Here is a 22,028-nt window from a genome sequence, read left to right on the forward strand (position 1 = left end):
ATGGTTGCCTTGATCGTGGCCGCCGTCCTCGTCCTGTTGGTCGTGGTGGTGGTGTTCAAATCGATCGCCCTCGTCCCGCAGGCCGAGGCGGCGGTGATCGAACGGCTCGGGCGTTATTCGCGCACCGTGTCCGGTCAGCTGACGTTCCTCGTCCCGTTCGCCGATCGTGTCCGGGCGAAGGTGGACCTGCGCGAGCGGGTCGTGTCGTTCCCGCCGCAGCCGGTGATCACCCAGGACAACCTCACCCTGCAGATCGACTCGGTGGTGTATTTCCAGGTCACCAGCCCGCAGGCCGCGGTCTACGAGATCAGCAACTACATCGCCGCGGTCGAGCAGCTCACTGTCACCACGCTGCGCAATGTGGTCGGTGGCATGACTCTGGAAGAGACGCTGACCTCGCGCGATCAGATCAACAACCAGCTGCGCGGTGTGCTCGACGAGGCCACCGGCCGCTGGGGCCTTCGGGTGGCCCGCGTGGAGCTCAAGTCCATCGATCCGCCGCCGTCGATCCAGGAATCGATGGAGAAGCAGATGAAGGCCGATCGCGAGAAGCGCGCGACGATCCTCACCGCCGAAGGTAACCGTGAAGCGCAGATCAAGACCGCCGAGGGCGCCAAGCAGGCGGCGATCCTGACCGCCGAGGGCGGCAAGCAGTCCTCGATCCTGTCGGCCGAGGGTGAACGCCAGAGCCGCATCCTGCGCGCCCAGGGTGAACGCGCCGCCTCCTACCTGCAGGCCCAGGGGCAGGCGAAGGCGATCGAGAAGGTGTTCGCCGCCATCAAGAACGGCAAGCCGACTCCGGAACTGCTCGCCTACCAGTACATGCAGACCCTGCCGATGGTGGCCAAGGGCGATGCGAACAAGGTGTGGCTGGTCCCCAGCGATTTCGGCAAGGCGCTCGAAGGCTTCGCCCAGAACTTCGCCACCAAGGGCGAGGACGGCGTCTTCCGCTACGAACCGTCCGCCGACGAAGCCCCGGTGAAGATCGAAGACGACACCGACGTGGCCGACTGGTTCGAAACCGCCTCGGACCCCAAGATCGCCGAAGCGGTCCGCGCCGCGGAAGCCACCGCCCGCACCCCCGTCGAGGGTTTCGATTCCCCCGTACCCCGGCCGAAGACCTCAGTGGCCAAGGGGAACCCGGAACTCCCGACCCCACCTCCGATCGCCCCGGCGGAACGCCCCGCCCCGCGTCCGGACGACCCCTACGGTCGCCCCTGGCAGCCGCCGCAACACGGCTGATCCGAGCAGAGTACGGCCCCGGTGTGGACTTCCACGCCGGGGCCGTTTCTGTTGTGCGGCAACGCTATCGGGTCAGTGGGGAAGGGGAAGGAGTTCGACGAGGGAGCCTCGGCCGGTGCCGGGGGGAAGGATGGCCAGGGCTTGGCAGGCGATGAGACCGGCCAGGTGAGGGGTGTGAGCGGGGCCTGTGCTGCGCCAGACACCGCCGGGGTGCTGCTGGACGCCGACTATCCGGGTGGCTTCGCCTTCCATGACTCCGGCGTCGGAGAGGCGGCCCCACATGGTGGGGCCGGGCGTGCGCAGCGTGAGGGCGTCGACGATGGCCGGGCCGACGGCCAAGAGGGCCGCGACGGCGGCGAAGGGGTTGCCGGGCAGGCCGAGCAGGACCCGGCCGTCGGGGAGCTGGGCGACCAGGGTGGAGCCGCCGGGGCGGATCGCTATCCGTTCGACGATGATGCGGGCGCCGAGGTCGGCGAGCAGGGTGCGCAGGTGGTCGGCGGCGCCGCGACCGGTGGCACCGACCATGACGACCAGGTCGGCGTGGGATTTCAGGGTGAGCCAGGAGCGCAGCAGGTCGCGGCTGTCGGCCAGGTGCCACAGGCCGGTGCTCTCGATATCGCAGCAGCGCAAGAACTCCGGCATGACCGGGCCGAGGGAGTCGCGGGTTTCGCCCGGGCCGAGCGGGCCGACAGCGCGGATCTCGTCACCGGTCATCACCACGTCGGCGCGCAGAGGTCCACGCACGGTGACGGTTTCGGCTTCGGCGCTGAGTGCCGCCGAAGCGAGTGCCGGTGAGACGCGGGCCCCGGCGCGAGCCAATTCCGTTCCGCTGCTCCAGTGTTCGCCCTGGCGGCGGGTGTCGTCGCGCACCGGTGCGCCGGGCGCGCGCATCACCACCGGTTTGCCGGACACGCTCGTGGTCACGATGTGTTCGTCGCGCAGGGTTGCCGTGGTGCCCAGGGGGGTCGCCGCACCGGTCGCGATCCGTACCGCCTCGCCGGGTGCCAGCACCACCGAGCAGCCGCGCCCGGCGTAGCTGACCTGCTGGTGCAGCCGCCACCACGGTCCGGGGCCGGCCACCGCGTAACCGTCCATGGCGGCGCTGTCCACCCGTGGCAGGGGAGTGCCCGCGGCGAGGGCGACAGCCAGGGTCGCCCCCACGGCCTCGGCCACGGGTCGCTCACGCACCGCGATCGGCTCGAGCTCGGCGGCTATTCGCGCGCGCACCAGCCCCAGCCCACATTGCACCGCCGGAACTACGCCCACCCGTGCGCTCGTCACCACGTTCCGCCTTCCGAGGACCCGTCACCGATACTGGGACTCATCGTGCGCACCACCGATTGCCTGCGATTTTCTGGGCAGTTGCCTCGCGATGACGTTGTGCTCACGCACGCGCATGCCGCTCGGTGCGCAGTTCGGCGTCACGAGCGGGTGACCCGCAGGTCTGCGGGCTGCGTGTCCCGACGTCCGGGCGGTCAGCGGCGGAGGAGGAGCCGACGGGTTCGGTTCACGCTCCGGTGAGGGCGTTCGCCAGCTCGGCGGCGCGGTCGGCGATGGCGGTGCCCAGCTCGGCGGTGGTGGCGGTGCCGCCCAGGTCCGGAGTGCGGACCGTACCCGCGGCGAGCACATCGCAGACCGCGCGGTCGACGGCAGCGGCAGCGGTGTGCTCGCCCAGGTGGGAGAGCAGCATGGCCCCGGCGAGGATCTGGGCGACGGGGTCGGCGATACCCAGGCCCGCGATGTCGGGCGCGCTACCGTGCACGGCCTCGAACATCGACGGCGCGTCCGCCGCGGGGTTGATGTTGCCCGAGGGTGCGAGCCCGAGTCCGCCGGTGACGGCCGCGGCGAGGTCGGAGAGGATGTCGCCGAACAGGTTCGAGCCCACGATCACGTCCAGGCGATCGGGGTGGAGCACGATTTCGGCGGCGAGGGCGTCGACGTGCATCTGCCGGGTCCGCACCGCCGGGTACTCGGCGGCCACGCGCTCGAAAATACTGTCCCAGTAGGGCATCGAGTGGATGAGCCCGTTGGATTTCGTCGCCGAACAGAGCTTGCCCGAGCGTTCGGCGGCGCGGTCGAACGCATAGCGGATGATCCGTTCGCAGCCGGTGCGGGTGAACACCGATTCCTGCAGCACGAATTCGTCCGGCCTGCCCGGGTTGTGGATGCCACCGATCTCGGAGTACTCGCCTTCGGAGTTCTCCCGCACGATAAGAATGTCGAGGTCCTCGGCGGTGCGGTCGCGCAGCGCCGATTCCGTGCCGGGCAGCAGCCGTACCGGCCGCAGGTTGACGTACTGGCCGAAGGCGCGTCGCAGCGGAATCAGCAGGCCCCACAGCGAGATGTGGTCGGGCACCCCGGGGAATCCGACGGCGCCCAGCAGGATCGCGTCGAACCCGGCGAGCTGCTCGGGCCCGTCGGCGGGCATCATCGCACCGGTCCGCAGATAGTTCTCACAGGACCAGTCGAACTCGGTCCAGCTGATGCCCGGCAGGACCCGGTCGAGCACCTTCACCGCCTCGACGGTCACGTCGACGCCGATTCCGTCGCCCGGAATGGTCGCGATCCGGTATGTGCGCACGCTGTCTCCCTAAACCTTGACGCCGATGTATTTGGTCTCGAGGAATTCGTCGATCCCGGTGAAGCCGCCCTCACGCCCGAGCCCCGATTCCTTCACCCCGCCGAACGGCGCGGCCGGATTGGAGACCACGCCCTGGTTCAGGCCGACCATGCCCGTGTCCAGCGCTTCGCAGACGCGCAGGCCGCGACGCAGGTTCTCGGTGAACACGTACGCCACCAGCCCGTACGGGGTGTCGTTGGCGCGAGTGATGGCCTCGTCCTCGGTGTCGAACGTGCCGATCGCGGCGACGGGTCCGAAGATCTCGGTGTGGCACAACTCGGCGTCGTCGGGGACGCCGGTGAGCACGGTCGCCGGGTAGAAGGTGCCCGGTCCGTCGATCGCCGTGCCACCGAGCCGCACCTCGGCGCCGCGCCGGCGGGCGTCGGCCACGAGGTGTTCCACCTTGGCCACGGCGTCGGCGTCGATGAGCGGCCCGACGACAACGCCCGGTTCGGTGCCACGGCCCATCGGCAGTGCCGCCATCCGCGCGGCCAGTCGTTCGGCGAATTCCGCAGCGATGCCGCGCTGCACCAGAATTCGGTTCGCGGCCGTACAGGCCTGGCCGATATTGCGCATCTTGGCGGCGAGCGCGCCCTCGACCGCTTCGTCGAGATCGGCATCGTCGAACACCAGCAGCGGTGCGTTGCCGCCGAGCTCCATCGAGGTACGCATCACGGTGCGGGCGCACTGTTCCAGGAGGAGTTTCCCGATGGCGGTGGACCCGGTGAAGGAGAGTTTCCGGGAACGCGGATCGGCGATGAGCGGTGTGATCAGCGCGCCGGGGTCGGCGGTGGTCACCACATTGACCACACCGTCGGGCACGCCCGCCTCGGCCAGGATCGCCGCGAGCGCCAGCATCGACAGCGGTGTTTGTTCAGCGGGCTTCACCACACAGGTGCAGCCGGCCGCCAGCGCGGGCGCGATCTTGCGGGCGCCCATCGCCATCGGGAAGTTCCACGGCGTGATGAGCAGGCTCGGCCCCACCGGCTGCTTCGTCACCAGAAACCGGGATCCACCCGTCGGCGCGGGCATGTAGCCGCCGTCGAGGCGGACGGCTTCCTCGGCGAACCAGCGGAAGAACTCCGCGGCGTAGGCGATTTCGCCGCGCGCCTCGGTGAGCGGCTTGCCCATCTCGAGCGTCATGACCAGGGCGAGGCGTTCGGTGTCGGCCAGGAGCGCGTGGTGCGCGCGCATGAGGATGTCGCTGCGGGTGCGTGCCGGGGTGTCGGCCCAGGCCGCCTGGGCGGCGGCGGCCGCGGCCAGCGCGTCGAGTCCGTCGGATGGACTCGCGTCCGCCACCGCGCACAGCCGCGCACCGGTCGCGGGATCGAGGACGGGCAGCGTGGCGGCGGACTCACGCCATCGGCCCCCGATGAAAAACCCCTGCGGAACGCTGTCGACCGCGGCCCGCTCGGCGGCGCTCAGGGTGTCGAGCAGCTGCGCGCTGCCCCCGGACTCGTCCATGCGGTGCCTGCCTCCCGACGCGGTGGATCAACCGTTGCTGTGAACCCTGCCGCCATGTTATGCATATTGTCAACAATCCGACAATAGACAATCTGGGGAGTCCTTGATGACCGAGCTGTCTCCCGTCCTGAAGCAGGCCACGCCCGTCCATGTCGACCACGGTGCCGGCTGCTACCTCTACGACACCGACGGTCGCCGGTACCTGGACTTCACCGCCGGGATCGGCGTCACCAGCACCGGGCACTGTCACCCCACCGTGGTCGCGGCGGCGCAGGCCCAGGTCGCCAGCCTGATCCACGGCCAATACACCACGGTGCTGCACCGGCCGCTGCTCGAGCTCACCGAGCGCCTCGGCGCTGTGCTGCCCGAGGGCTTGGACGCGCTGTTCTTCGCCAATTCCGGCAGCGAGGCGGTCGAGGCCGCGCTGCGACTGGTCCGCCAAGCCACCGGGCGCCCGAACGTGATCGTCTTCCACGGCGGTTTTCACGGCCGCACCGTCGCCGCGGCGACCATGACCACCTCGGGAACCCGATTCTCGGCCGGGTTCAGCCCGCTTATGTCCGGGGTGCACGTGGCCCCGTTTCCGACCGCCTTCCGCTACGGGTGGAGCGAAGCGGAAGCCACCGACTTCGCGCTGCGTGAGCTCGACTACCTGCTCGCCACCCTCACCTCGCCCGCCGAGACCGCCGCGTTCATCGTCGAACCGGTGCTCGGCGAGGGCGGCTACATCCCCGGCAACACCCGGTTCTTCCAGGGCCTGCGCGAGCGCGCCGACCGGCACGGCATCCTGCTGGTCTTCGACGAGATCCAGACCGGCTTCGGCCGGACCGGAAAGTTCTTCGGCCACCAGCACTTCGACGTCCGCCCCGACGTGATCACCATCGCCAAGGGGTTGGCCAGCGGATTCCCGCTGTCGGGCATCGCGGCGTCGCGGGAGTTGATGGCCAAGGCCTGGCCGGGGTCGCAGGGCGGGACCTACGGCGGCAACGCGGTGGCCTGTGCCGCCGCGGTCGCGACACTCGAGGTGATCGAGGCCGAGGGTCTCGTCGACAACGCCGCCGTCCGTGGAGCGCAATTGCTCTCCGGCGTCGAGAGTCTCGCCACGAAGGCGATCGGGGACGTCCGTGGCCTCGGTCTGCTCGTCGGCGCCGAGTTCACCACGGCGACCGGCGAACCCGACACCGCGACGGCATCGGCCGCCCAGAAGGCCGCCGTCGACAAGGGGCTGCTGCTGCTCACCTGCGGGGCGCACATGAACGTCGTGCGCATGATTCCGCCGCTGATCGTCACCGAAACTCAGGTCGAGGATGCCCTGGCGATCTGGTCGGAAGTCCTCGCCGAGCTGTAGTCCGCCACGCTGTCCCCGCTCGGGTTCCGGGCGGGGACTCGCACCACAACCGGGGCAATCCCGCACCGCACAGGAAGCAGGAGCCGATGGCCCGCTACATGAGCATCACCCTCACCAAAGCCGGCGTCACCTGCCGCGCGCGCCTGCTCGACGACGAAGCTCCGCGCACGTGTGCCGCCGTCTGGGACGCGCTCCCGCAGGAGGGCGACGCCTTCCACGCCAAATACGCCCGCAACGAGGTCTACGCGCTGGTGCCCCGCATCACGGCGGCCCCACATCGCGAAAACCCCACCGTCACACCGATTCCCGGCGACGTCTGCCTCTTCGACTTCGAACCGTGGGAAATCGGCAACCCGGCCTACGGCTACGAACCGGGCTCCGCCGCCCACCACGCCCAGGGCGCCACCGATCTCGCCCTGTTCTACGGCCGCAACAATCTCCTGATCAACGGCGACCTCGGCTGGGTTCCCGGCAGCGTCTTCGCCACCATCGAGGACGGCCTCGCGGACTTGGCGGCAGCCTGCAACGGGCTGTGGTTGCGCGGTGTCGAGGGCGAGACATTGGCGTTCGCCCGCGCGTGAGACAGCGACCGCTGCGACGCCGCCGAATCCCTCGGCGGCGTCGAAAGTGGTGAACGCCCTCCACGTTTCAGGAGTTCAGCACGAACTCGGCGTGCCGGGCTACCGCGAGGATCAAGTCGTCGGAGTGCCGGGGGCCGACGATCTGCAAGCCCACCGGCATTCCGGTGCGAGTCGTGCCGACCGGGATGCTGATGGCGGGTTGCTGCGTCATGTTGAACGGGTAGGTGAACGGGGTCCAGTCCGGCCAGCCGCGCAGCCCGCTGCCCGGCGGCACATCGTGGCCGGCCTCGAACGCGGTGATCGGCATGGTCGGGGTGATCAGGACGTCGTAGGCGGTGTGGAAGGTGCCCATCGTGATGCCGACTTCCGCCGCGACATGGCGGGCGTCGAGATAGTCCACGGCGCTGACAGCTTCGCCGCGAGCCCAGACCGCGCCCAAGCCGGGATCCACGTTCGCGCGGGAGCCGGCCGGGAACTTCGACAGCATGGTCGCCGCACCCGCTGCCCAGAGGGTTTCGAAGGCTTCGCGTGGGTCGGCGAATCCGGGATCGACCGCATCGATGGTCAGATCGGCCTCGGCCAGGCGCCGCACCGCGCTCTCGACGATCTCGGCCACCTCCGGGTCCACCTGGGCGTACCCGAGCGTGGCGGAGTAGCCGACCGACAGCCCACGCACATCCCGCTGCATCTGACTGCGGAAGGTCGTCAAGGTGGGCGCCAGCGCGGTCGGGTCACGCGGATCCGGCAGCGAGAGGATGTCCATCAGCAGCGCCGCGTCCTCGACGGTGCGCGTCATCGGCCCGGCATGGGCGAGGGGCCCGAACGGGCTGGCCGGGTACAGCGGCACCCGCCCGTGTGTCGGTTTGAAGCCGACGATCCCGCAGAACGAGGCCGGAATACGGATGCTGCCGCCTCCGTCGGTGCCCACGCTCACCGGCGTCATCCCACCCGCCACCGCCGCCGCGCTGCCCCCGGACGATCCGCCCGCGGTCGTCGCGGGATCGGCGGGATTGCGGGTGACGCCGGTGAGCGGACTGTCGGTGACACCCTTCCAGGCGATCTCCGGGGTGGTCGTCTTGCCGACGAACACCATCCCGTCCTCGCGCAGCCGAGCGGCGACCGGACTGTCCACCAGCCACGGCCCGCCCGCGTCGACACAGGTGGAACCACGCAGGGTCGGCCAGCCTTCGGTCAGGAAGATGTCCTTGATGGAAATCGGCACACCGTCGAGTAACCCGCGCGGATGGCCCGACTGCCAGCGCGCCTCGGAGTCCTTCGCCTGCACCAGCGCCCGGTCCGGATCGACCAGGCAGAACGCGTTGAGAGCGCCGTCGCGGGCCGCGACGGCGTCCAGGCAGGCTTGCGCTGCTTCGACGGGGGAGAGCTGCCCGGCCGCATAGGCCGAGACCAACTGAACCGCCGTCAGCACGGTGGGATCGGTGGGGAGATCGGGCTGCGTCATGGCGGGGCTCCTTCAGCCGGGCACGTACCCGAGCGTCTTGTCGACAACGTTGTCCAGCGGCAGTCCGGCTTCCCACCTGCCGAAATTGTCGGTGAATGCGCGGACGATCTCGGTGCGCCAGCCGTGGAAATCACCCGAATTGTGTGGCGTGAGCACCACGTTCGGTAGATCCCAGAGCGGATGACCCGCGGGCAGCGGTTCCGGATCCACCACGTCCAGTGCGGCCGCGGCGATCGAACCGTTGCCGAGCGCGGCGACGAGATCGTCGGTAACCACTAATTCCCCGCGCCCGACATTGACAAACCTGGCATGCGGTTTCATGGCCGCGAACGCGGCGGCGTCGAACATGTGCCGGGTCCGCGCGGTGAGCGGCGCGATCGCGATCACGTAGTCCGCGCCGGGTAGTTCGGCGTGCAGGTCGTCGCTGATGGTGCCGAAATCCGGGTCACCGGAGCGGGCGCGGCGCCCGACCCCGCGCACCGTCATGCCCGCGGCGCGCAGCAATCGCGCGGTGGTGCGGCCGATCGAGCCGGTCCCGACGATCAGTGCCGTGGTCCCGGCCACGCGTTCGGATTCCCGGTGCCGCCACTCGTGCCGCTGCTGCAACCGGATCGAGCCGGGCAGGTCCTTGGCGAACGAGATGATCTGTCCGAGGACATATTCGGCGATGGCCGTATCGAAGACATTGCGGGTATTGGTGACCACCACCTCGGATGCGCGCAGCTCCGGGAACATCACCGGGTCAACCCCCACACCGCCCATGTGCAGCCAGCGCAGGCGATCGGCGCTGGGCCACGCACCGGGAACGGCGCGGGTCTGGAAGTCGTAGACGAACAGCACATCGGCGCCGTGTAGCGCATCGGCGAGCCCGTCGGCCTCGGTGTAGCGCACGTCGGCGCGCTCGGCAACGGGGGCCATGAGGTCCGATTCGGGCAGGCTGTCACGATGTAGGACGGTGACAATCGGCCCGTTTTCCACATTGACACCGTACGATCAGATCGTATGATTGTCAACAATCCGATCGTGTTCGGAGGTCTGCCCGGCTGAGCGCGAGAGGGGCCGCAGTGGAGTTCAGCTTCCCGGACATCGACGGGCCGGTAGCCCAACGAGGTATCGGCGTGATCGCGCCGTTCGACCTCGCCCTCGAACGGGAACTGTGGCGGTGGGCGCCCCTGGAGGTGAGTCTGCACCTGGCCCGCACACCCTATGAACCGGTGCCGGTCTCCCTGGCGATGGCCGAACTCGTGTCCAACCCGCTGCACCTCACGGCGGCCACGCACGACGTGCTGCACGTGGAACCGGAAGTCGTTGCTTACCTGTGTACTTCGGGCAGTTTCATCAACGGGCTCGCCTACGAACGATCCCTGCGGGAAACGATCTGCCTGGCCGGCGCACCGGACGCGGTGACCACCTCCGGCGCCCTGGTGGAAGCGATCAAGCACCTCAACATCACCCGCATGTCGGTGATCACCCCGTACGACGAGATCCTCACCGGCAAACTGCACGAGTTCCTCGACGAAGCGGGCTGCACCACGATCAAGTCCGATCATCTCGGGCTCGGCGGCGGCATCTGGAAGGTCAACTACCGCACCATCGCCGAACGGATACTCGGCGCCGACGACCCCCGCTCGGAAGCGATCTTCGTCAGCTGCACCAACCTGCCGACCTACGACGTGATCGAGCCACTCGAACAGGCACTCGGCAAACCCGTCCTCACCGCCAATCAACTGACCATGTGGGCCTGCCTCGGCCGGATGAAACTCCCCATGATGGGCCCAGGAAAGTGGCTCGTGAATGTCTTCTGACCGAATGGGGACGCGACATTCTGCCCAGGAAAGTGGCTCGTCAATGACTTCTGAACGGAGCGAGATGCACACGCCCACCATCGGATTCATCTACCCCGACCACGCCGCCGAGGACGACTACCCGCGCGCCGCGGCCCTGCTCGGCGCCGCGTTGCCGGTGGCCCACATCTACGGCACCGACCTGCACGCCGTCCCCGAACTGCTCGATCTGGGCAGCCCGGAGAAGCTGAGCCACGGCGCTTCGTTGCTCGCGGCCGAAGACCCCGCCGCCGTGGTCTGGGCGTGCACCTCGGGCAGTTTCGTCTACGGGCCACAGGGTGCGCGCGGTCAGGTCGAGAGTCTTGCCGAGGCGGCCGGAGTGCCAGCCTCGAGCACGAGTTTCGCGTTCGTCGAAGCGGCGCGGGCGCTCGGTGTGCGGCGCGTGGCTGTGGTCGCGAGCTACCCCGAGGAGGTGGCACGGTTGTTCGTCGACTTCCTCGCCGACGCGGGCATCGAAGTGGTGTCGATGTCGAGCGCCGGGATCGACACCGCTGCCGAGGTCGGCACCCTCACTCCCGACCAGGTTTTGACCCTGGCCGTCACCAACGACCACCCCGACGCCCAGGCACTGCTCATCCCGGATACGGCGATGCATACTCTCGAGGTGCTCCCGAAACTCGAGGCCGCGCTCGGCAAGCCGGTGCTGACGGCGAACCAGGTCACCATCTGGGAAGGTCTGCGGCTGGCCGGGGTCACCGCGGTCGCTCCCGAGCTGGGCGCGTTGTTCGCGGAGGGGAGTCGCCATGTCGATCATTGATTTCGAGCCGGTCAACCAGCAGTCCACCGCGGAGATGATCGCCGACCGCCTGCGCGAGGCGATCATGCGCGGCGCGCTGGCGCCCGGCGCCCAACTCGGGGAAGCCGACCTGGCAACCAGTTTCGGCGTCTCCCGTGGACCCGTGCGCGAGGCCATGCAACGCCTCGTGCAAGAGGGCCTGCTGTTCAGCATCCGCAACCGCGGCATCTTCGTCATCGAACTCACCACCGACGATGTCATCGACATCTACCGCGCCCGCACCGCCCTGGAAGGCGGTGCGCTCGACCTCATCCTCGACGGCCGCCGCGACATCGCCTACGCCGCACTGCGACCCAGCGTCACCGCCATGCGGCGCACCGCCGAGGCGGGCGATGCCGCCGGTGTCTCCGATGCCGACCAGGCCTTCCACGAAGCGCTCGTCACCGCCGCCGACAGCCCCCGCCTCGTTCGCGCCGCCCGCACCCTGCTCATCGAAACCCGCATGTGCCTGGGCGCCCTCCAAACCACCTACCCCGACCTGCGCGAACAAGCTCGCGAACACGTCGAACTCCACGAGGCGATCGGCGTCGGCTCACCCGAGCGTGCTCGCGCTCTGCTCGTGGAACACATGGACGACGCGGTGCGGCGCCTGCGCGACCGCTAGCTCCGTTGCCCCCGTCGTCACGTCGGTCCGTCGTGGCTGAGCCGGGAGCGGGTGACGTGCGAGGCGATGGTGCGCGACGGGCAGAATGGACGCGTACGAACACCCCGACTCCCACCAGGAGCTCTCGTGGACAGCGAACAGCGGACACGCGCACAGGCTTTCGTCGATCTGCACCGCGACGGCTGCTTCCTGTTGCCGAATGCCTGGGATGCCGGGAGCGCGCGGATCCTGGAGTCGGTGGGATTTCCCGCCATCGCGACCACCAGCGCTGGGGTCGCCTTCTCGTTCGGTCGACCCGATCACGACTTCTTCACCGAGCACGGTGAGCACGGCCGCGTGGATCGTTCGACGATGATGCGGCGGATCCACGAGATCACCAGCTCCGTGCGGGTGCCGGTCAGCGCCGATCTCGAGGAGGGGTACGGGCCGGACGCCCAGGATGTGGCGACCACCCTCTCCCTCGCCATCGACGCCGGTGCGGCGGGCGGCAACATCGAGGACTTCACCGGCGACCGAACCACGCCGCTGTTCGACGAGGTGCACGCGGTGGACCGGGTCCGGGCGGCGCGCGCGGCGGTGGCCGCCAGCGGTGAGCCGTTCGTGCTCGTCGGCCGTACCGACGCGCTGCTCGTGGACGCCGGTCTCGACGAGGCGATCCGCCGCGCCAACTCCTACCTCGCCGCGGGCGCGGACTGCGCCTTCGTCCCCGGGGCGGCCGACGCCGCCACGATCGCCACGCTCGTCGAGGCGATCGACGGACCGCTCAACGTCGTCATGGGCCTGACCGGTGGCGGCTTGTCGATGGCCGAACTCGCCGACCTCGGCGTCCGCCGGGTCACCGTGGGCGGCAGCATCGCCCGCCTGCTCTACCGCCACCTGCTCGACGCGGCCACCGAGCTCTCCGAGCACGGCACTTTCACCTACGGCGACACCCAACTCACCCAGACGGCGCTCAACGCCCACTTCACCGACCGCACCTGACGGGTGAGCTCGCTCGTCGGTCTCATCAGGAAGTGGGCCGGGCACCTCGCAGGTCGAGGAGCATGCCGAGGTACCCCATTTCCTGACTTTGGGATTGGGCCATGGCGCGGGCGGCCTGTTTCACCGGACCCGAGGTGAGCAGGGTGTCCGCGGCGCGGGCCATCGTGACGCCGCCCGCGTGATGGCGGTACATCAGTTGCAGGAACAAGGTTTCGGCGTCGGCCGCACGGGCCACCGCGAGGGTGTCGAGGTCGGCGATGGTGGCCATACCGGGCATCGTGGTCGGCGCGGCGGTCGAGTGGTGGTGGGTTCCCGCCATCCAGGTCATCGGGACGTCGGCCGTGGGGGCGGCGCCCGCCAGCTGGGTCCAGCCGAGCAAGGTGCCGATCTCCACGCGCTGAGTGTCGGCGATCTGGTCGGCCAGCCGGCGCACGGTGGGATCCGCGGCCGGGTCGAGGCGCTCGGTGAGGATCAGCGCCTGCTGGTGGTGCGCGGTCATGTCCTGGACGAAGCCCAGCTCCGTCGTGGTGAGAACCGGTGCGGGCGTGGCTGTCTCGGTGACGAAGAGCGGTCGCAGGGCCGCCCCGAGTGCCAGCAGGAAGAGGACGGCGGCCCCGGCGAACGCCACGCGGATCACCCGGTTCACGGTCACGACCCGACCGTGGACTGCTGATTCGCGGGCGGTGTGTACACCTCGTTGTCGAGCTGCAACACCATGAACCCGTTGTCGGAACAGGTGACATACAGCTGATCGCCACGCCACTCCGGCGGGGACAGGCACCAGTCCGTGGACAGGTCGCCGAACGCGATATCGCCGGCCCGCGCGGTCAGCACCTGCGTGGGATCGAACAGCCCCTCGGCCATCGACCGCAATGCCGCCGGGGCGCTCATCACCGGAATGCCGATGATCGAGGCCAGGGCATGGGGCGAGTTCCAGATCTCGAGATTGCGTCCGGTGCGGGCAGGCGGATTAAAGTAGGCGATCTCGCGGATGTCGCCGGGATCGCGGACGTCGAACACCCGGATACCGGAGGAGATCCAGCCGCAGGCCAGGGCGGTCGGATCGTCGGGACGGTCGGCGGTGCAGTAGTGCGATTCGTAGGAGAACGCCGAACCGCCCATCGAGGAACCGATGCCCGCGTCGATATTGGCGGGCAGATTGATCTCGAGTTTGATCTTGGCGGTGATCCGGGGAGCGCTGTCGTCGGACACATCGATGAGTTTCACGCCACCGGAACCGCCCTCGTCGACCGTGAACAGATGGGGCACACCGTCATAGGTCACGGGCACGCTGTGCTGGGTGGCCCAGCCGTCGGTCCAGAACGTGCGGCCGAGATGGGGGACATGTGGATTCGGGTCGCGGCGTTGCACCGCGCTCACATCGAGCACGGTGAATCCGCCCAGGGCGGAGATGTAGAGCCGGTTTCCGTCGGGGCTCACCCCGAGCCCGTGCGCCTCGATCCCCGTCAGCCCCTGCCAGATCACCCGGGGATTCGCTGGATCGGTGAGGTCGATCGCACTGAGAAAACCGGGGACAAGGCCAGACGCCCAGTACGTGCGCCCGTCGGGGGAGAAGCCGCCCTCGTGTGTCGTGATCGGTAGCGGCATCAGCAGATTCGAGCCGGTCCCGGGATTGAGCAGCCGGGGATGCGCGCAATCGGAGATGTCGTACACCGACAGGTATCCGGCTCCGATGCCGACCGGCACACCCGTCCCGACGAGCAGTTTGCGAGCCGTGTTGACCTTCAACGTCTCCCAGGTGCCAGCCAGCATGGCGGGTTCGGCGAGGGTCGCGGTCAGCCTCGGATTCGCCGGATCGGAGACATCGAGGACCTGGACGCCGGGGTGCTCGCTGAGCATGTTGCCGGGGAAGAACGTGCCCATGTAGGCGCAGTGCTCGAAACTCGTGGAGGTGATGCCCGCTCCGCGCCCGGCGTAGCCCCCGGCCATCGACATATTGCAGCGATAGCCCTGGGTGCTGCGCCCGCTGTCCCGGTCACCGGCGGGCACGTCGCCCTGCAATCCGGTCTCCGGCAGCGATCCGGGTCCGCAATCGGCCCGCGGCACCGCCGTTCGGCCCACATCGAGGAATTCCTGCACCGCGCCGCTCAGGTCGGCGCCGAAATCGGCTGACGCACCGGAGGGCAGGCAGACGGCCACGAGTGCGGTGATCGCGGCCGCCGCCACGATCCGCACCAGCGAATGTCGTCGGCTGTTCGGCGGTGCCGCACCGGAATCGCCCGGCGGAATCGCGGGCGCGGCCTCGGGTCGTGTGTCGGTGTGCGGACGTGATGGCATCGTTGCCCTCCCGAATCAATGATGCGGCCAACACAACTGGCTCAGACAGTTGTGCCGCATCACGAATAGTAAGCCGGTCGAATGGTTGCCGAAGGGTGTTTCGGGGAACAGGGTGTTGGGCGGGGCTCGCGCTTACCTCGGGTCGCCACCCATACGCTGTACGGTTGCTCTGCACGACCAGCGCGTCTGAAAAGGCGGGGAGTTTCCGCGATCGGAGAGGACTCGGACCCATGTCGAACGATGTCGTAGGAAGTTCCGGCACCGCACCGCCGCCGGGCGGATCGGTAGCCGGTGGGTCGCCGGGCAAGCCGAGGCTGGATCTGCTCATCTTCTGCGCCACCGCGATCGGCGCACTCGCCTTCGTCGCCTGGGGTGTCCTCGACGACGAGAGCCTCGCCTCCGCGGCGAGCACCGCTCAGAAGTGGGTCATCACCAATACCGGCTGGTTGTTCGTGCTCACCGCCACCGCGTTCGTGGTGTTCGTGATCTGGCTGGCGATCAGCCGCTACGGCCGGATCCCGCTGGGCGCCGACGACGAGAAACCCGAATTCCGCACCGTGTCGTGGATCGCGATGATGTTCAGCGCCGGCATGGGCATCGGCCTGATGTTCTGGGGTGTGGCGGAACCGTTGTCGCACTTCGTGAACCCCCCGCCGCACACCGCCGAGCCGGGCTCGCCGGCCGCGGCGGAGGTCGCCATGGCCACCACGCTGTTCCACTGGACACTGCACCCGTGGGCGATCTACGCCGTCGCAGGCCTGGCCATCGCCTACGGCACATTCCGAAAAGGCCGCTCGCAGTTGATCTCCTCGGTGTTCCGCCCGCTGCTGGGCCGGCACGCCGACGGCATCGGCGGCCGGGCGATCGACATGATGGCGATCTTCGCGACCCTGTTCGGCTCGGCGGCCTCCCTCGGCCTCGGCGCGCTGCAGATCGGCGCGGGCATGGAGTTCAACGGCTGGATCGACGGCATCGGAAAGATCGGCCTGGTGGCGATCATCGCGGGCCTGTCGGTGGCCTTCGTGCTGTCGGCGGTCTCGGGCGTCGAACGCGGCATCCAGTGGCTGTCCAACATCAATATGGTGCTGGCCCTTGCGATCGCGGCGTTCGTGTTCATCGCGGGCCCCACGCTGTTCGTCCTCAATATCCTGCCCACCTCCATCGGTGACTACATCGAGGGCCTGCCGACCATGGCCTCGCGCACCGGCGCCGGTGACGACGCGATGCAGACGTGGCTGTCGAGCTGGACCATCTTCTACTGGGCCTGGTGGATCTCGTGGACGCCGTTCGTCGGCATGTTCATCGCGCGGATCAGCCGTGGCCGCACCATTCGTCAGTTCGTCACCGGCGTGCTGCTGGTGCCGAGCGTGGTGAGTCTGCTGTGGTTCGCGATCTTCGGTGGTGCGGGCATCGCCGAACAGGCCGAACACGGCGACCTCACCGAACCGGACGGCTCGGTCGACTCGAACTTCGCGCTGTTCCACCTGCTGGACCAGTACCCGATCACCTCGGTGACCACGGTGGTCGTGATGATCCTCGTCGCGATCTTCTTCGTCTCCGGTGCCGACGCGGCCTCCATCGTGATGGGCACCCTGTCCGAACGCGGCAGCATCGAACCGTCGAAGTGGGTCGTCATCTTCTGGGGCGCGGCCACCGGCGCGGTCGCCGCGATCATGCTGGTGATCGCCGATTCCGACAATCTCGGCGGCGCTCTGACCGGCCTCCAGGCGTTGACCACCGTGGTGTCACTGCCGTTCCTGGTGGTGATGGTGGCGATGTGCGTGTCGCTGTACAAGGACCTGCGCGACGACCCGCTGATCCTGCGCATGGATCGTGGCATCGAACTGGTCGAGGTCGCCGTCGACCAGGGCACCGAATTGCACGAGGGTGACTTCGCGCTCGTCACCGAGGCCTCGCCGGACAAGGTCGAAGTCGCCGACGATCCCCCCGTCGCCGGTACCGAACGCGGCTAGTCCGCGGCGTCGATCCTGGCCTGCGCCGACGACAATTCGGCGCAGGCCAGTCGCAGGCGATCCCGCAGTGCGTCCGCGGATTCGGCGATCGCCGCCTGGGATCGGACGTACTCCGCTCGTCCGGCCGGTGTTTCGATGCGCACCGGCTCGTAGCCGAAGCCCGACAGATCGTAGGGGCTGGCCCGCATGTCGAGTTCCCGTGCGGTGCAGGCGAGTTCGAAGCAATCGAGCAGCAGGTCCGAGGAGATCAGGGGTGCGAGCTTGAAACCCCACTTGTAGAGATCCATATTCGCGTGCAGACAGCCCGGCTGCTCCCGCTGCACCTGGTCCGCGCGAGTGAGCGGTTCGGCATTGCGCCCCACCGCCTCCGGGGTGAAGAACCGGAACGCGTCGAAGTGCGTGCACCGCAACGACATCGACTCCACCACCGCGTCCGTCCCCGCGTGTCCCAGACGCAGCGGAACCTGCTGATGCCGCACGTCGTCGGTGCGATAGACCATCGCCCACTCGTGCAGCCCGAAACACGACAACTGCGCCGGACGTCGTGCTGTCGCGGTGAGCAGTCCGGATACGAAGGAGATCGTGTCGCGCCGCTTGGCCAGATAGGCCGGGTCGGCGGTGAACACCCCCGGCTCGCCCGGTCGCTCGTAGTACCCGCGCGCGCCCCGATATTCTCCCGCCGCGCGCAGCCCGACCCCGAACCCTGGATGCCATCGGCGTAGCTGCGACGGCTTGTTGCCGTAGTAGGTGAACAAGAAATCCACGACCGGATGCGTGGTCCCCGCCGCACGGCGCTCGAGATAGGGACCGACCAGCCGATCGAGCCGATCACAGTGTGCGCGCGCGGCGGTCCGCCACTCGACCGCAGGCAATACCCGCAGGTCGAGAGCGTAGTCCAGGTCGCCGTACGTGCTCACCTGAACATTCTCCCGCACCGATTCTGCGCGGTGGATTCACCCCGAATCCAGACTCTGGGTGGCTGGTCGGGCTGGACGGAGGAGCCTGATGATCGACGTCCGATGTTGCCTACGTCGGTGCAGCTCGTCTCAGCTGGAACCGCTGGGCAACAGTCCAGCCGAGCCACTGCCGAGCTGGGGGTCTCCGGTGATCTCGATGACAAGGGTCTTGGTGGAGGAGCCCTGAGTGGCCACGATCGTGTATGTGCCCTTGGCCGGCGGGCGCCAGGTGCCGCGGATCGCGCTGCGCTCCCGGTCCGGATAGTCCAGGCGCTCGGGCGAACTCAGCTCACGGCCGTTGATCGTCACGGTGGCGGGCAGTGCGTAGTCGGAGCCGAACATCCGGGCCATAACGCTGCAGTTGGCACCCACATAGTCGCAGGCGACGGGTACTTCGCTGTTACCCCAGGCGTAGATCGTGATGTCCTCCACCTCCGCCGAGGCCGCGGGAGCCAGGGTAGCCGGGAGGATCAGTGCGCCCGCCGCGACGGCGGTCAGTCCTGCGATTCGCATGGATTCGGTGGTCCTTCGTATCGGTGTGGTCGGCCCCGGCGCTCGATCGGGAACCGCGTGAAGCGGTAGCGTTCCACAGTTTTCGCGGGGCCGGTACCCCGAAAACCCAGGGCTTGACCCTATGTTCGGGCAGCGGCCGGCGGGGTTGGCGACGGTGGCGTCGACAAGGCGGTGGTCGCCCTCGCCTGGGAGATAGTGTTGCGGGGGTGTCTTCGTCTTCGGCCCTGGTGGGCCCCCGATCGGACCGCGTCGGCCGCAAGCGAGGGCTCACGCGCACGGTCTCGGCCCTTCCCGTTCCGATCCGTTTGATTCTCGTGTCGATCGTTGGGTTCAACATCGGCTTCTACCTGGTCGTGCCCTTTCTCGCGGTCCATTTGGCCGACGATCTCGGGTTGGCGGCTGGAGTGATCGGCACCGTGCTCGGATTGCGGATGTTGGCACAGCAGGGACTGTTCTTTCTCGGTGGGGCGCTGGCGGAACGCCTGGGGTATCGGCGTATGGCCCTGAGTGGAATCGCGTTGCGGGTCACTGGTTTCGGCGTACTCGCTGTGGCGGACTCCTTGGCGACGGTGATCACCGGCGTGCTGCTGGTCGGTGCGGCGGCCGCCCTGTTCGCGCCCGCGGTCGAGGGCGCGAATGCGGCGTACGGTCGCCAGTTGGAGGACGCCGGGGTACTGCCGCGCGCCGAGGTGTTCGGACTCGAGCAGATGGCCGGTCGCGTCGGAATGGTCATGGGGCCGATACTGGGTGCGTTGCTGCTGACAGTGCCGTTCGCGTGGACCGCCGGTATCGCCGCGGCTCTGTTCGCGGTGATCGGAATGCTGTTCCTGCGCTGGTTCCCGGAACCGCCGCGCCGTGATATCGACGTGGTGTCGATCGTCGGGGTATTGCGTGTGGTGGCCCGCAATGGCGAGTTCCTGGCCTATGCCGGATTGTGGGCGATCCAGCTGGCGGCTGTGAGCTTGGTGTATCTGATGCTGCCGATGGAATTGGCCGCAGTCGGCGCTGATCGGTTCGTCGGGTGGGCCTACGTGGTGGCGGCGCTGGTGGTACTGGGCGGACAGATCCCGATGCTGCAGATTATCGCCCGCATCGGAAATCGCCGAGCGTTGACCTGGGGGTTCCTGATCATGGGCGGCGGCTTCGTCGTTCCCTCGATAGTTCCGGTCACTCAGCTATGGGTGTTCATGGGAGTGCTCGGCTGGCTGGTTCTGCTCAACGCCGGTCAGATGCTGCTCGTTCCGGCACTACGTGACGCGGTGGCCGCGACCGCCCGGGAGAGCTACTTGAGCGCACATTTCGGCGCGATGAACTCGCTGGGTGGAGTGCTCTGCGTCTTGGCCTCAGCCGCCGCCGGATCGGCTTACGCCGCGATCGGTGCGACACCGTGGGGTCGGGCGATGGTGTGGTTGGTAGCCGCGGTGTGTATCGCGGGGGGGTCTGCGGTCACACTGGCGCTGTCCCGCCGCCGACGCGCGATCGCGCCGCCGCCGGAGGGCGCGAGCGGCTAGTTCGGCAGCTCGATCGCACGGAGCCGGTCGACGAGTTCATCGAGCGCGAAGGGAATCGTCAACGGGTTCGGCATGGAGATGGCATCGCTGGTGATGGCGTCCAGTTTGACCACCCGGCCTTCGCGCACCGCCGCGAGCGTGGGAAACAACGGATTCGATTCGATGCGCTCGCGGTCTCTGTCCCAGTTGTCGACCACGATCACATCGGCGTCGATGCGCTCCAGCAGTTCGGTCGACAGTTCCTGGTAGAGGCCGTTGGCGAAGGCTCCGGACAATGCGGGCGGCGGGACGAAGCCGAGCGCGGACAGAATCTGGAACCGCGCCGACTCCGGTGCGAAAACCCGGAACTGCCCGGACGGCCACCGGATCACCAATGTGGCCGTGCGTCCGGCGAATTCGGGGTGGGCGGTCCTGGCGCCGGCCAGACGATTCCGGACATCGGTCACCAATTCTTGTGCGCGGCCAGGTAATCCGACGGCCTGGCCGATGCGGGTGGTCACCTCATCCCAGGGCAATACCCAATCCCGGTGTTCGGCTGCGCGCAGCACGGTGGGTGCGATGGCACTGAGCTGCTGGTACACGGTAGCGTCAATGGCATTGTTCACGGCCAGAATCAGGTCCGGGCGTACCGCCGCCACCGCTTCCACACTGAAATCCGTGGTGGCTTCGGAGAGCGCGGGCACCTGCCTGGCACCGAGAGCGGATTCGGCCCAGGCTCCGATGCCGTCGTCGGTGGAGCCTCGCCACACGGGTACAAGAGCCGGGATCACGCCCAAGGCAAGTAGTACGTCGGCGTCGCCGATGCCGATGACCGCGATGCGTGTCGGGGCGCGGTGGATCGTGGTCGCGCCGTGGCGATGGCTGATGGTCACGGGATAGGCCCCCGCTTCCGGTGTGACAGCGGGATGTGCGCCGTCTGCACCGATCGTGGCGTCCGCCGAACATGCTGTCGCGAGGCCGGAGACGACGACGAGCGACAGTTTGAGTGCCTGCCGCCGGGAGATGACGTAATCCACGAGGTTCCTTTCGAGCACCGTCCAAATAATGGCAAGGCTACCCTAATAATGGGCACTCGGTCTCTACGAAGATCAACGGACAAAAACGAACTCGGCCGCTTCATCCCACCGGCACGCGGTATCGCGCATGAAATCGATCAGGGCATGGCGTCGTGTGACAGTGCGGCACGGGTGGTCACGGGGGCGGTCAGTGCGCCGGCGAGCATGTCGATGATCTCTTCCCGTGCTCGCGCGTCGGTGGCCCGCGCCGCACCCGCCTCCGCCGCGCGTTCGTGGTCGGCGACGAGCGCGAAGACCATGGTGGTCAGTGCTCGCAACCGGCGCACCCGCAGCCGGGGTGGCAGGGTGGCGAGCTCTCGGTCCAGGCCCTGCATGATGACGCGCACCGACGTGCGGCCCGCGCTGTCGAGGTTGGCCGCGTCGGAGACCGCCGGGTGCGGGTGGATCTGTTCGAGAAATCGCGCGTAGTGGCGGATTCCGTGCCGTTCGCCGAGTTCGAACATGGGCACCACCAGGGCTTCGAGTAGCCCGTGCACACCGGGGGGCCGATTCGAGCCCGCTTGTTCGGCGAGCAGTTCCAGTCGCCGCACCTCCAACGTCGCCAGCCGGAACTCGACCACTGCTTCGATGAGTCCGTCGCGGGATCCGAAGTGATACTGGATCGCTGAATTGTTTCGCTGACCTGCGGCAGCGGCGATATCGCGCAGCGGCACCGACCGTCCGTGCTCGGCGATCAGACGCTCCGCCGCGACGATGATGCGTTCCCGCGCTGCTGTCCCTGCCACAGTCCGCACAGTAGCCGTTCCCCGGCAAGAATGA

The 22,028-nt window shown here is 68.3% G+C and carries 20 protein-coding genes; 9 read left to right on the forward strand and 11 right to left on the reverse strand.

Features of this window, described 5'->3' with window-relative positions; genetic code table 11:
• Entirely contained in the window at nucleotides 1-1,242 is a 1,242-nt protein-coding gene (locus ACFULV_RS13070; RefSeq protein WP_378656137.1) for an SPFH domain-containing protein, read from the forward strand.
• 72 nt (nucleotides 1,243-1,314) lie between these two features.
• Here the strand turns inward: ACFULV_RS13070 and ACFULV_RS13075 are convergent, their stop codons facing one another.
• The 3 genes from ACFULV_RS13075 to ACFULV_RS13085 all read right to left on the reverse strand — a co-directional run bounded on the left by ACFULV_RS13075 (nucleotide 1,315) and on the right by ACFULV_RS13085 (nucleotide 5,326).
• On the reverse strand, nucleotides 1,315-2,523 hold the full coding sequence (locus ACFULV_RS13075) for a molybdopterin-binding protein (RefSeq protein ID WP_378627175.1): 1,209 nt from the start codon (nucleotides 2,521-2,523) through the stop codon (nucleotides 1,315-1,317).
• A 226-nt stretch (nucleotides 2,524-2,749) separates the two neighbouring features.
• Complete coding sequence (locus ACFULV_RS13080) at nucleotides 2,750-3,823, reverse strand: tartrate dehydrogenase (RefSeq protein ID WP_378656139.1); 1,074 nt, start codon at nucleotides 3,821-3,823, stop codon at nucleotides 2,750-2,752.
• Between the two features lie 9 nt (nucleotides 3,824-3,832).
• Nucleotides 3,833-5,326: an NAD-dependent succinate-semialdehyde dehydrogenase gene (locus tag ACFULV_RS13085; RefSeq protein ID WP_378656141.1), complete on the reverse strand. Its 1,494-nt coding sequence runs from the start codon at nucleotides 5,324-5,326 to the stop codon at nucleotides 3,833-3,835.
• 106 nt (nucleotides 5,327-5,432) lie between these two features.
• On the opposite strand from ACFULV_RS13085, the gene ACFULV_RS13090 reads away from it, so the two are divergent.
• On the forward strand, nucleotides 5,433-6,674 hold the full coding sequence (locus tag ACFULV_RS13090) for an aspartate aminotransferase family protein (RefSeq protein ID WP_378656144.1): 1,242 nt from the start codon (nucleotides 5,433-5,435) through the stop codon (nucleotides 6,672-6,674).
• Nucleotides 6,675-6,760: 86 nt separating this feature from the next.
• Complete coding sequence (locus tag ACFULV_RS13095) at nucleotides 6,761-7,255, forward strand: DUF3830 family protein (protein ID WP_358072207.1); 495 nt, start codon at nucleotides 6,761-6,763, stop codon at nucleotides 7,253-7,255.
• A 67-nt stretch (nucleotides 7,256-7,322) separates the two neighbouring features.
• Here the strand turns inward: ACFULV_RS13095 and ACFULV_RS13100 are convergent, their stop codons facing one another.
• Nucleotides 7,323-8,717, reverse strand: coding sequence for an amidase (locus ACFULV_RS13100; protein ID WP_378656147.1), 1,395 nt, complete (start codon nucleotides 8,715-8,717; stop codon nucleotides 7,323-7,325).
• Between the two features lie 12 nt (nucleotides 8,718-8,729).
• The gene (locus ACFULV_RS13105) at nucleotides 8,730-9,695 is read right to left on the reverse strand and encodes a D-2-hydroxyacid dehydrogenase (RefSeq protein WP_378627183.1); all 966 of its coding nucleotides are present in this window, start codon (nucleotides 9,693-9,695) and stop codon (nucleotides 8,730-8,732) included.
• An 86-nt stretch (nucleotides 9,696-9,781) separates the two neighbouring features.
• On the opposite strand from ACFULV_RS13105, the gene ACFULV_RS13110 reads away from it, so the two are divergent.
• The 4 genes from ACFULV_RS13110 to ACFULV_RS13125 all read left to right on the forward strand — a co-directional run bounded on the left by ACFULV_RS13110 (nucleotide 9,782) and on the right by ACFULV_RS13125 (nucleotide 12,942).
• Nucleotides 9,782-10,522, forward strand: coding sequence for an Asp/Glu/hydantoin racemase (locus ACFULV_RS13110; protein WP_378627184.1), 741 nt, complete (start codon nucleotides 9,782-9,784; stop codon nucleotides 10,520-10,522).
• A 64-nt stretch (nucleotides 10,523-10,586) separates the two neighbouring features.
• Nucleotides 10,587-11,318: a maleate cis-trans isomerase gene (locus tag ACFULV_RS13115; RefSeq protein WP_378656398.1), complete on the forward strand. Its 732-nt coding sequence runs from the start codon at nucleotides 10,587-10,589 to the stop codon at nucleotides 11,316-11,318.
• Nucleotides 11,305-11,961, forward strand: a complete 657-nt coding sequence (locus ACFULV_RS13120) for a GntR family transcriptional regulator (protein ID WP_378656150.1) — start codon at nucleotides 11,305-11,307, stop codon at nucleotides 11,959-11,961. Before ACFULV_RS13115 ends, ACFULV_RS13120 begins: the two co-directional genes overlap by 14 nt.
• A 126-nt stretch (nucleotides 11,962-12,087) precedes the next feature.
• Nucleotides 12,088-12,942, forward strand: a complete 855-nt coding sequence (locus ACFULV_RS13125) for an isocitrate lyase/phosphoenolpyruvate mutase family protein (protein WP_378627188.1) — start codon at nucleotides 12,088-12,090, stop codon at nucleotides 12,940-12,942.
• Between the two features lie 25 nt (nucleotides 12,943-12,967).
• Here ACFULV_RS13125 and ACFULV_RS13130 read toward each other — a convergent pair whose 3' ends face one another.
• The gene (locus ACFULV_RS13130; RefSeq protein WP_378656152.1) at nucleotides 12,968-13,594 is read right to left on the reverse strand and encodes a DUF305 domain-containing protein; all 627 of its coding nucleotides are present in this window, start codon (nucleotides 13,592-13,594) and stop codon (nucleotides 12,968-12,970) included.
• Nucleotides 13,591-15,240, reverse strand: a complete 1,650-nt coding sequence (locus ACFULV_RS13135) for an LVIVD repeat-containing protein (RefSeq protein ID WP_378656154.1) — start codon at nucleotides 15,238-15,240, stop codon at nucleotides 13,591-13,593. Before ACFULV_RS13135 ends, ACFULV_RS13130 begins: the two co-directional genes overlap by 4 nt.
• A 230-nt stretch (nucleotides 15,241-15,470) precedes the next feature.
• Here ACFULV_RS13135 and ACFULV_RS13140 point away from each other — a divergent pair, with 230 nt between their 5' ends.
• Nucleotides 15,471-17,213, forward strand: coding sequence for a BCCT family transporter (locus ACFULV_RS13140; protein WP_378627192.1), 1,743 nt, complete (start codon nucleotides 15,471-15,473; stop codon nucleotides 17,211-17,213).
• Here ACFULV_RS13140 and ACFULV_RS13145 read toward each other — a convergent pair.
• Nucleotides 17,210-18,130 carry a 3-methyladenine DNA glycosylase gene (locus ACFULV_RS13145; protein WP_378656157.1) on the reverse strand — a complete coding sequence of 307 codons (921 nt, stop codon included), beginning with the start codon at nucleotides 18,128-18,130 and terminating at the stop codon, nucleotides 17,210-17,212. The two genes, ACFULV_RS13140 and ACFULV_RS13145, sit on opposite strands and share 4 nt — an antisense overlap.
• A 129-nt stretch (nucleotides 18,131-18,259) precedes the next feature.
• Nucleotides 18,260-18,682, reverse strand: coding sequence for a hypothetical protein (locus ACFULV_RS13150; RefSeq protein ID WP_378627194.1), 423 nt, complete (start codon nucleotides 18,680-18,682; stop codon nucleotides 18,260-18,262).
• A 206-nt stretch (nucleotides 18,683-18,888) separates the two neighbouring features.
• On the opposite strand from ACFULV_RS13150, the gene ACFULV_RS13155 reads away from it, so the two are divergent.
• Entirely contained in the window at nucleotides 18,889-20,193 is a 1,305-nt protein-coding gene (locus tag ACFULV_RS13155) for an MFS transporter (protein ID WP_378656160.1), read from the forward strand.
• Here ACFULV_RS13155 and ACFULV_RS13160 read toward each other — a convergent pair.
• Nucleotides 20,190-21,227 (reverse strand): iron-siderophore ABC transporter substrate-binding protein, encoded by a 1,038-nt coding sequence (locus ACFULV_RS13160; protein WP_378656163.1) that lies wholly within the window; start codon nucleotides 21,225-21,227, stop codon nucleotides 20,190-20,192. The two genes, ACFULV_RS13155 and ACFULV_RS13160, sit on opposite strands and share 4 nt — an antisense overlap.
• Before the next feature lie 119 nt (nucleotides 21,228-21,346).
• Nucleotides 21,347-21,994, reverse strand: a complete 648-nt coding sequence (locus ACFULV_RS13165) for a TetR family transcriptional regulator (protein ID WP_378656165.1) — start codon at nucleotides 21,992-21,994, stop codon at nucleotides 21,347-21,349.
• Between the last annotated feature and the right edge of the window lie 34 nt (nucleotides 21,995-22,028).

Origin of the sequence: Nocardia sp. NPDC057272 (assembly GCF_042668615.1) — a bacterium.
Taxonomy (GTDB): domain Bacteria; phylum Actinomycetota; class Actinomycetes; order Mycobacteriales; family Mycobacteriaceae; genus Nocardia.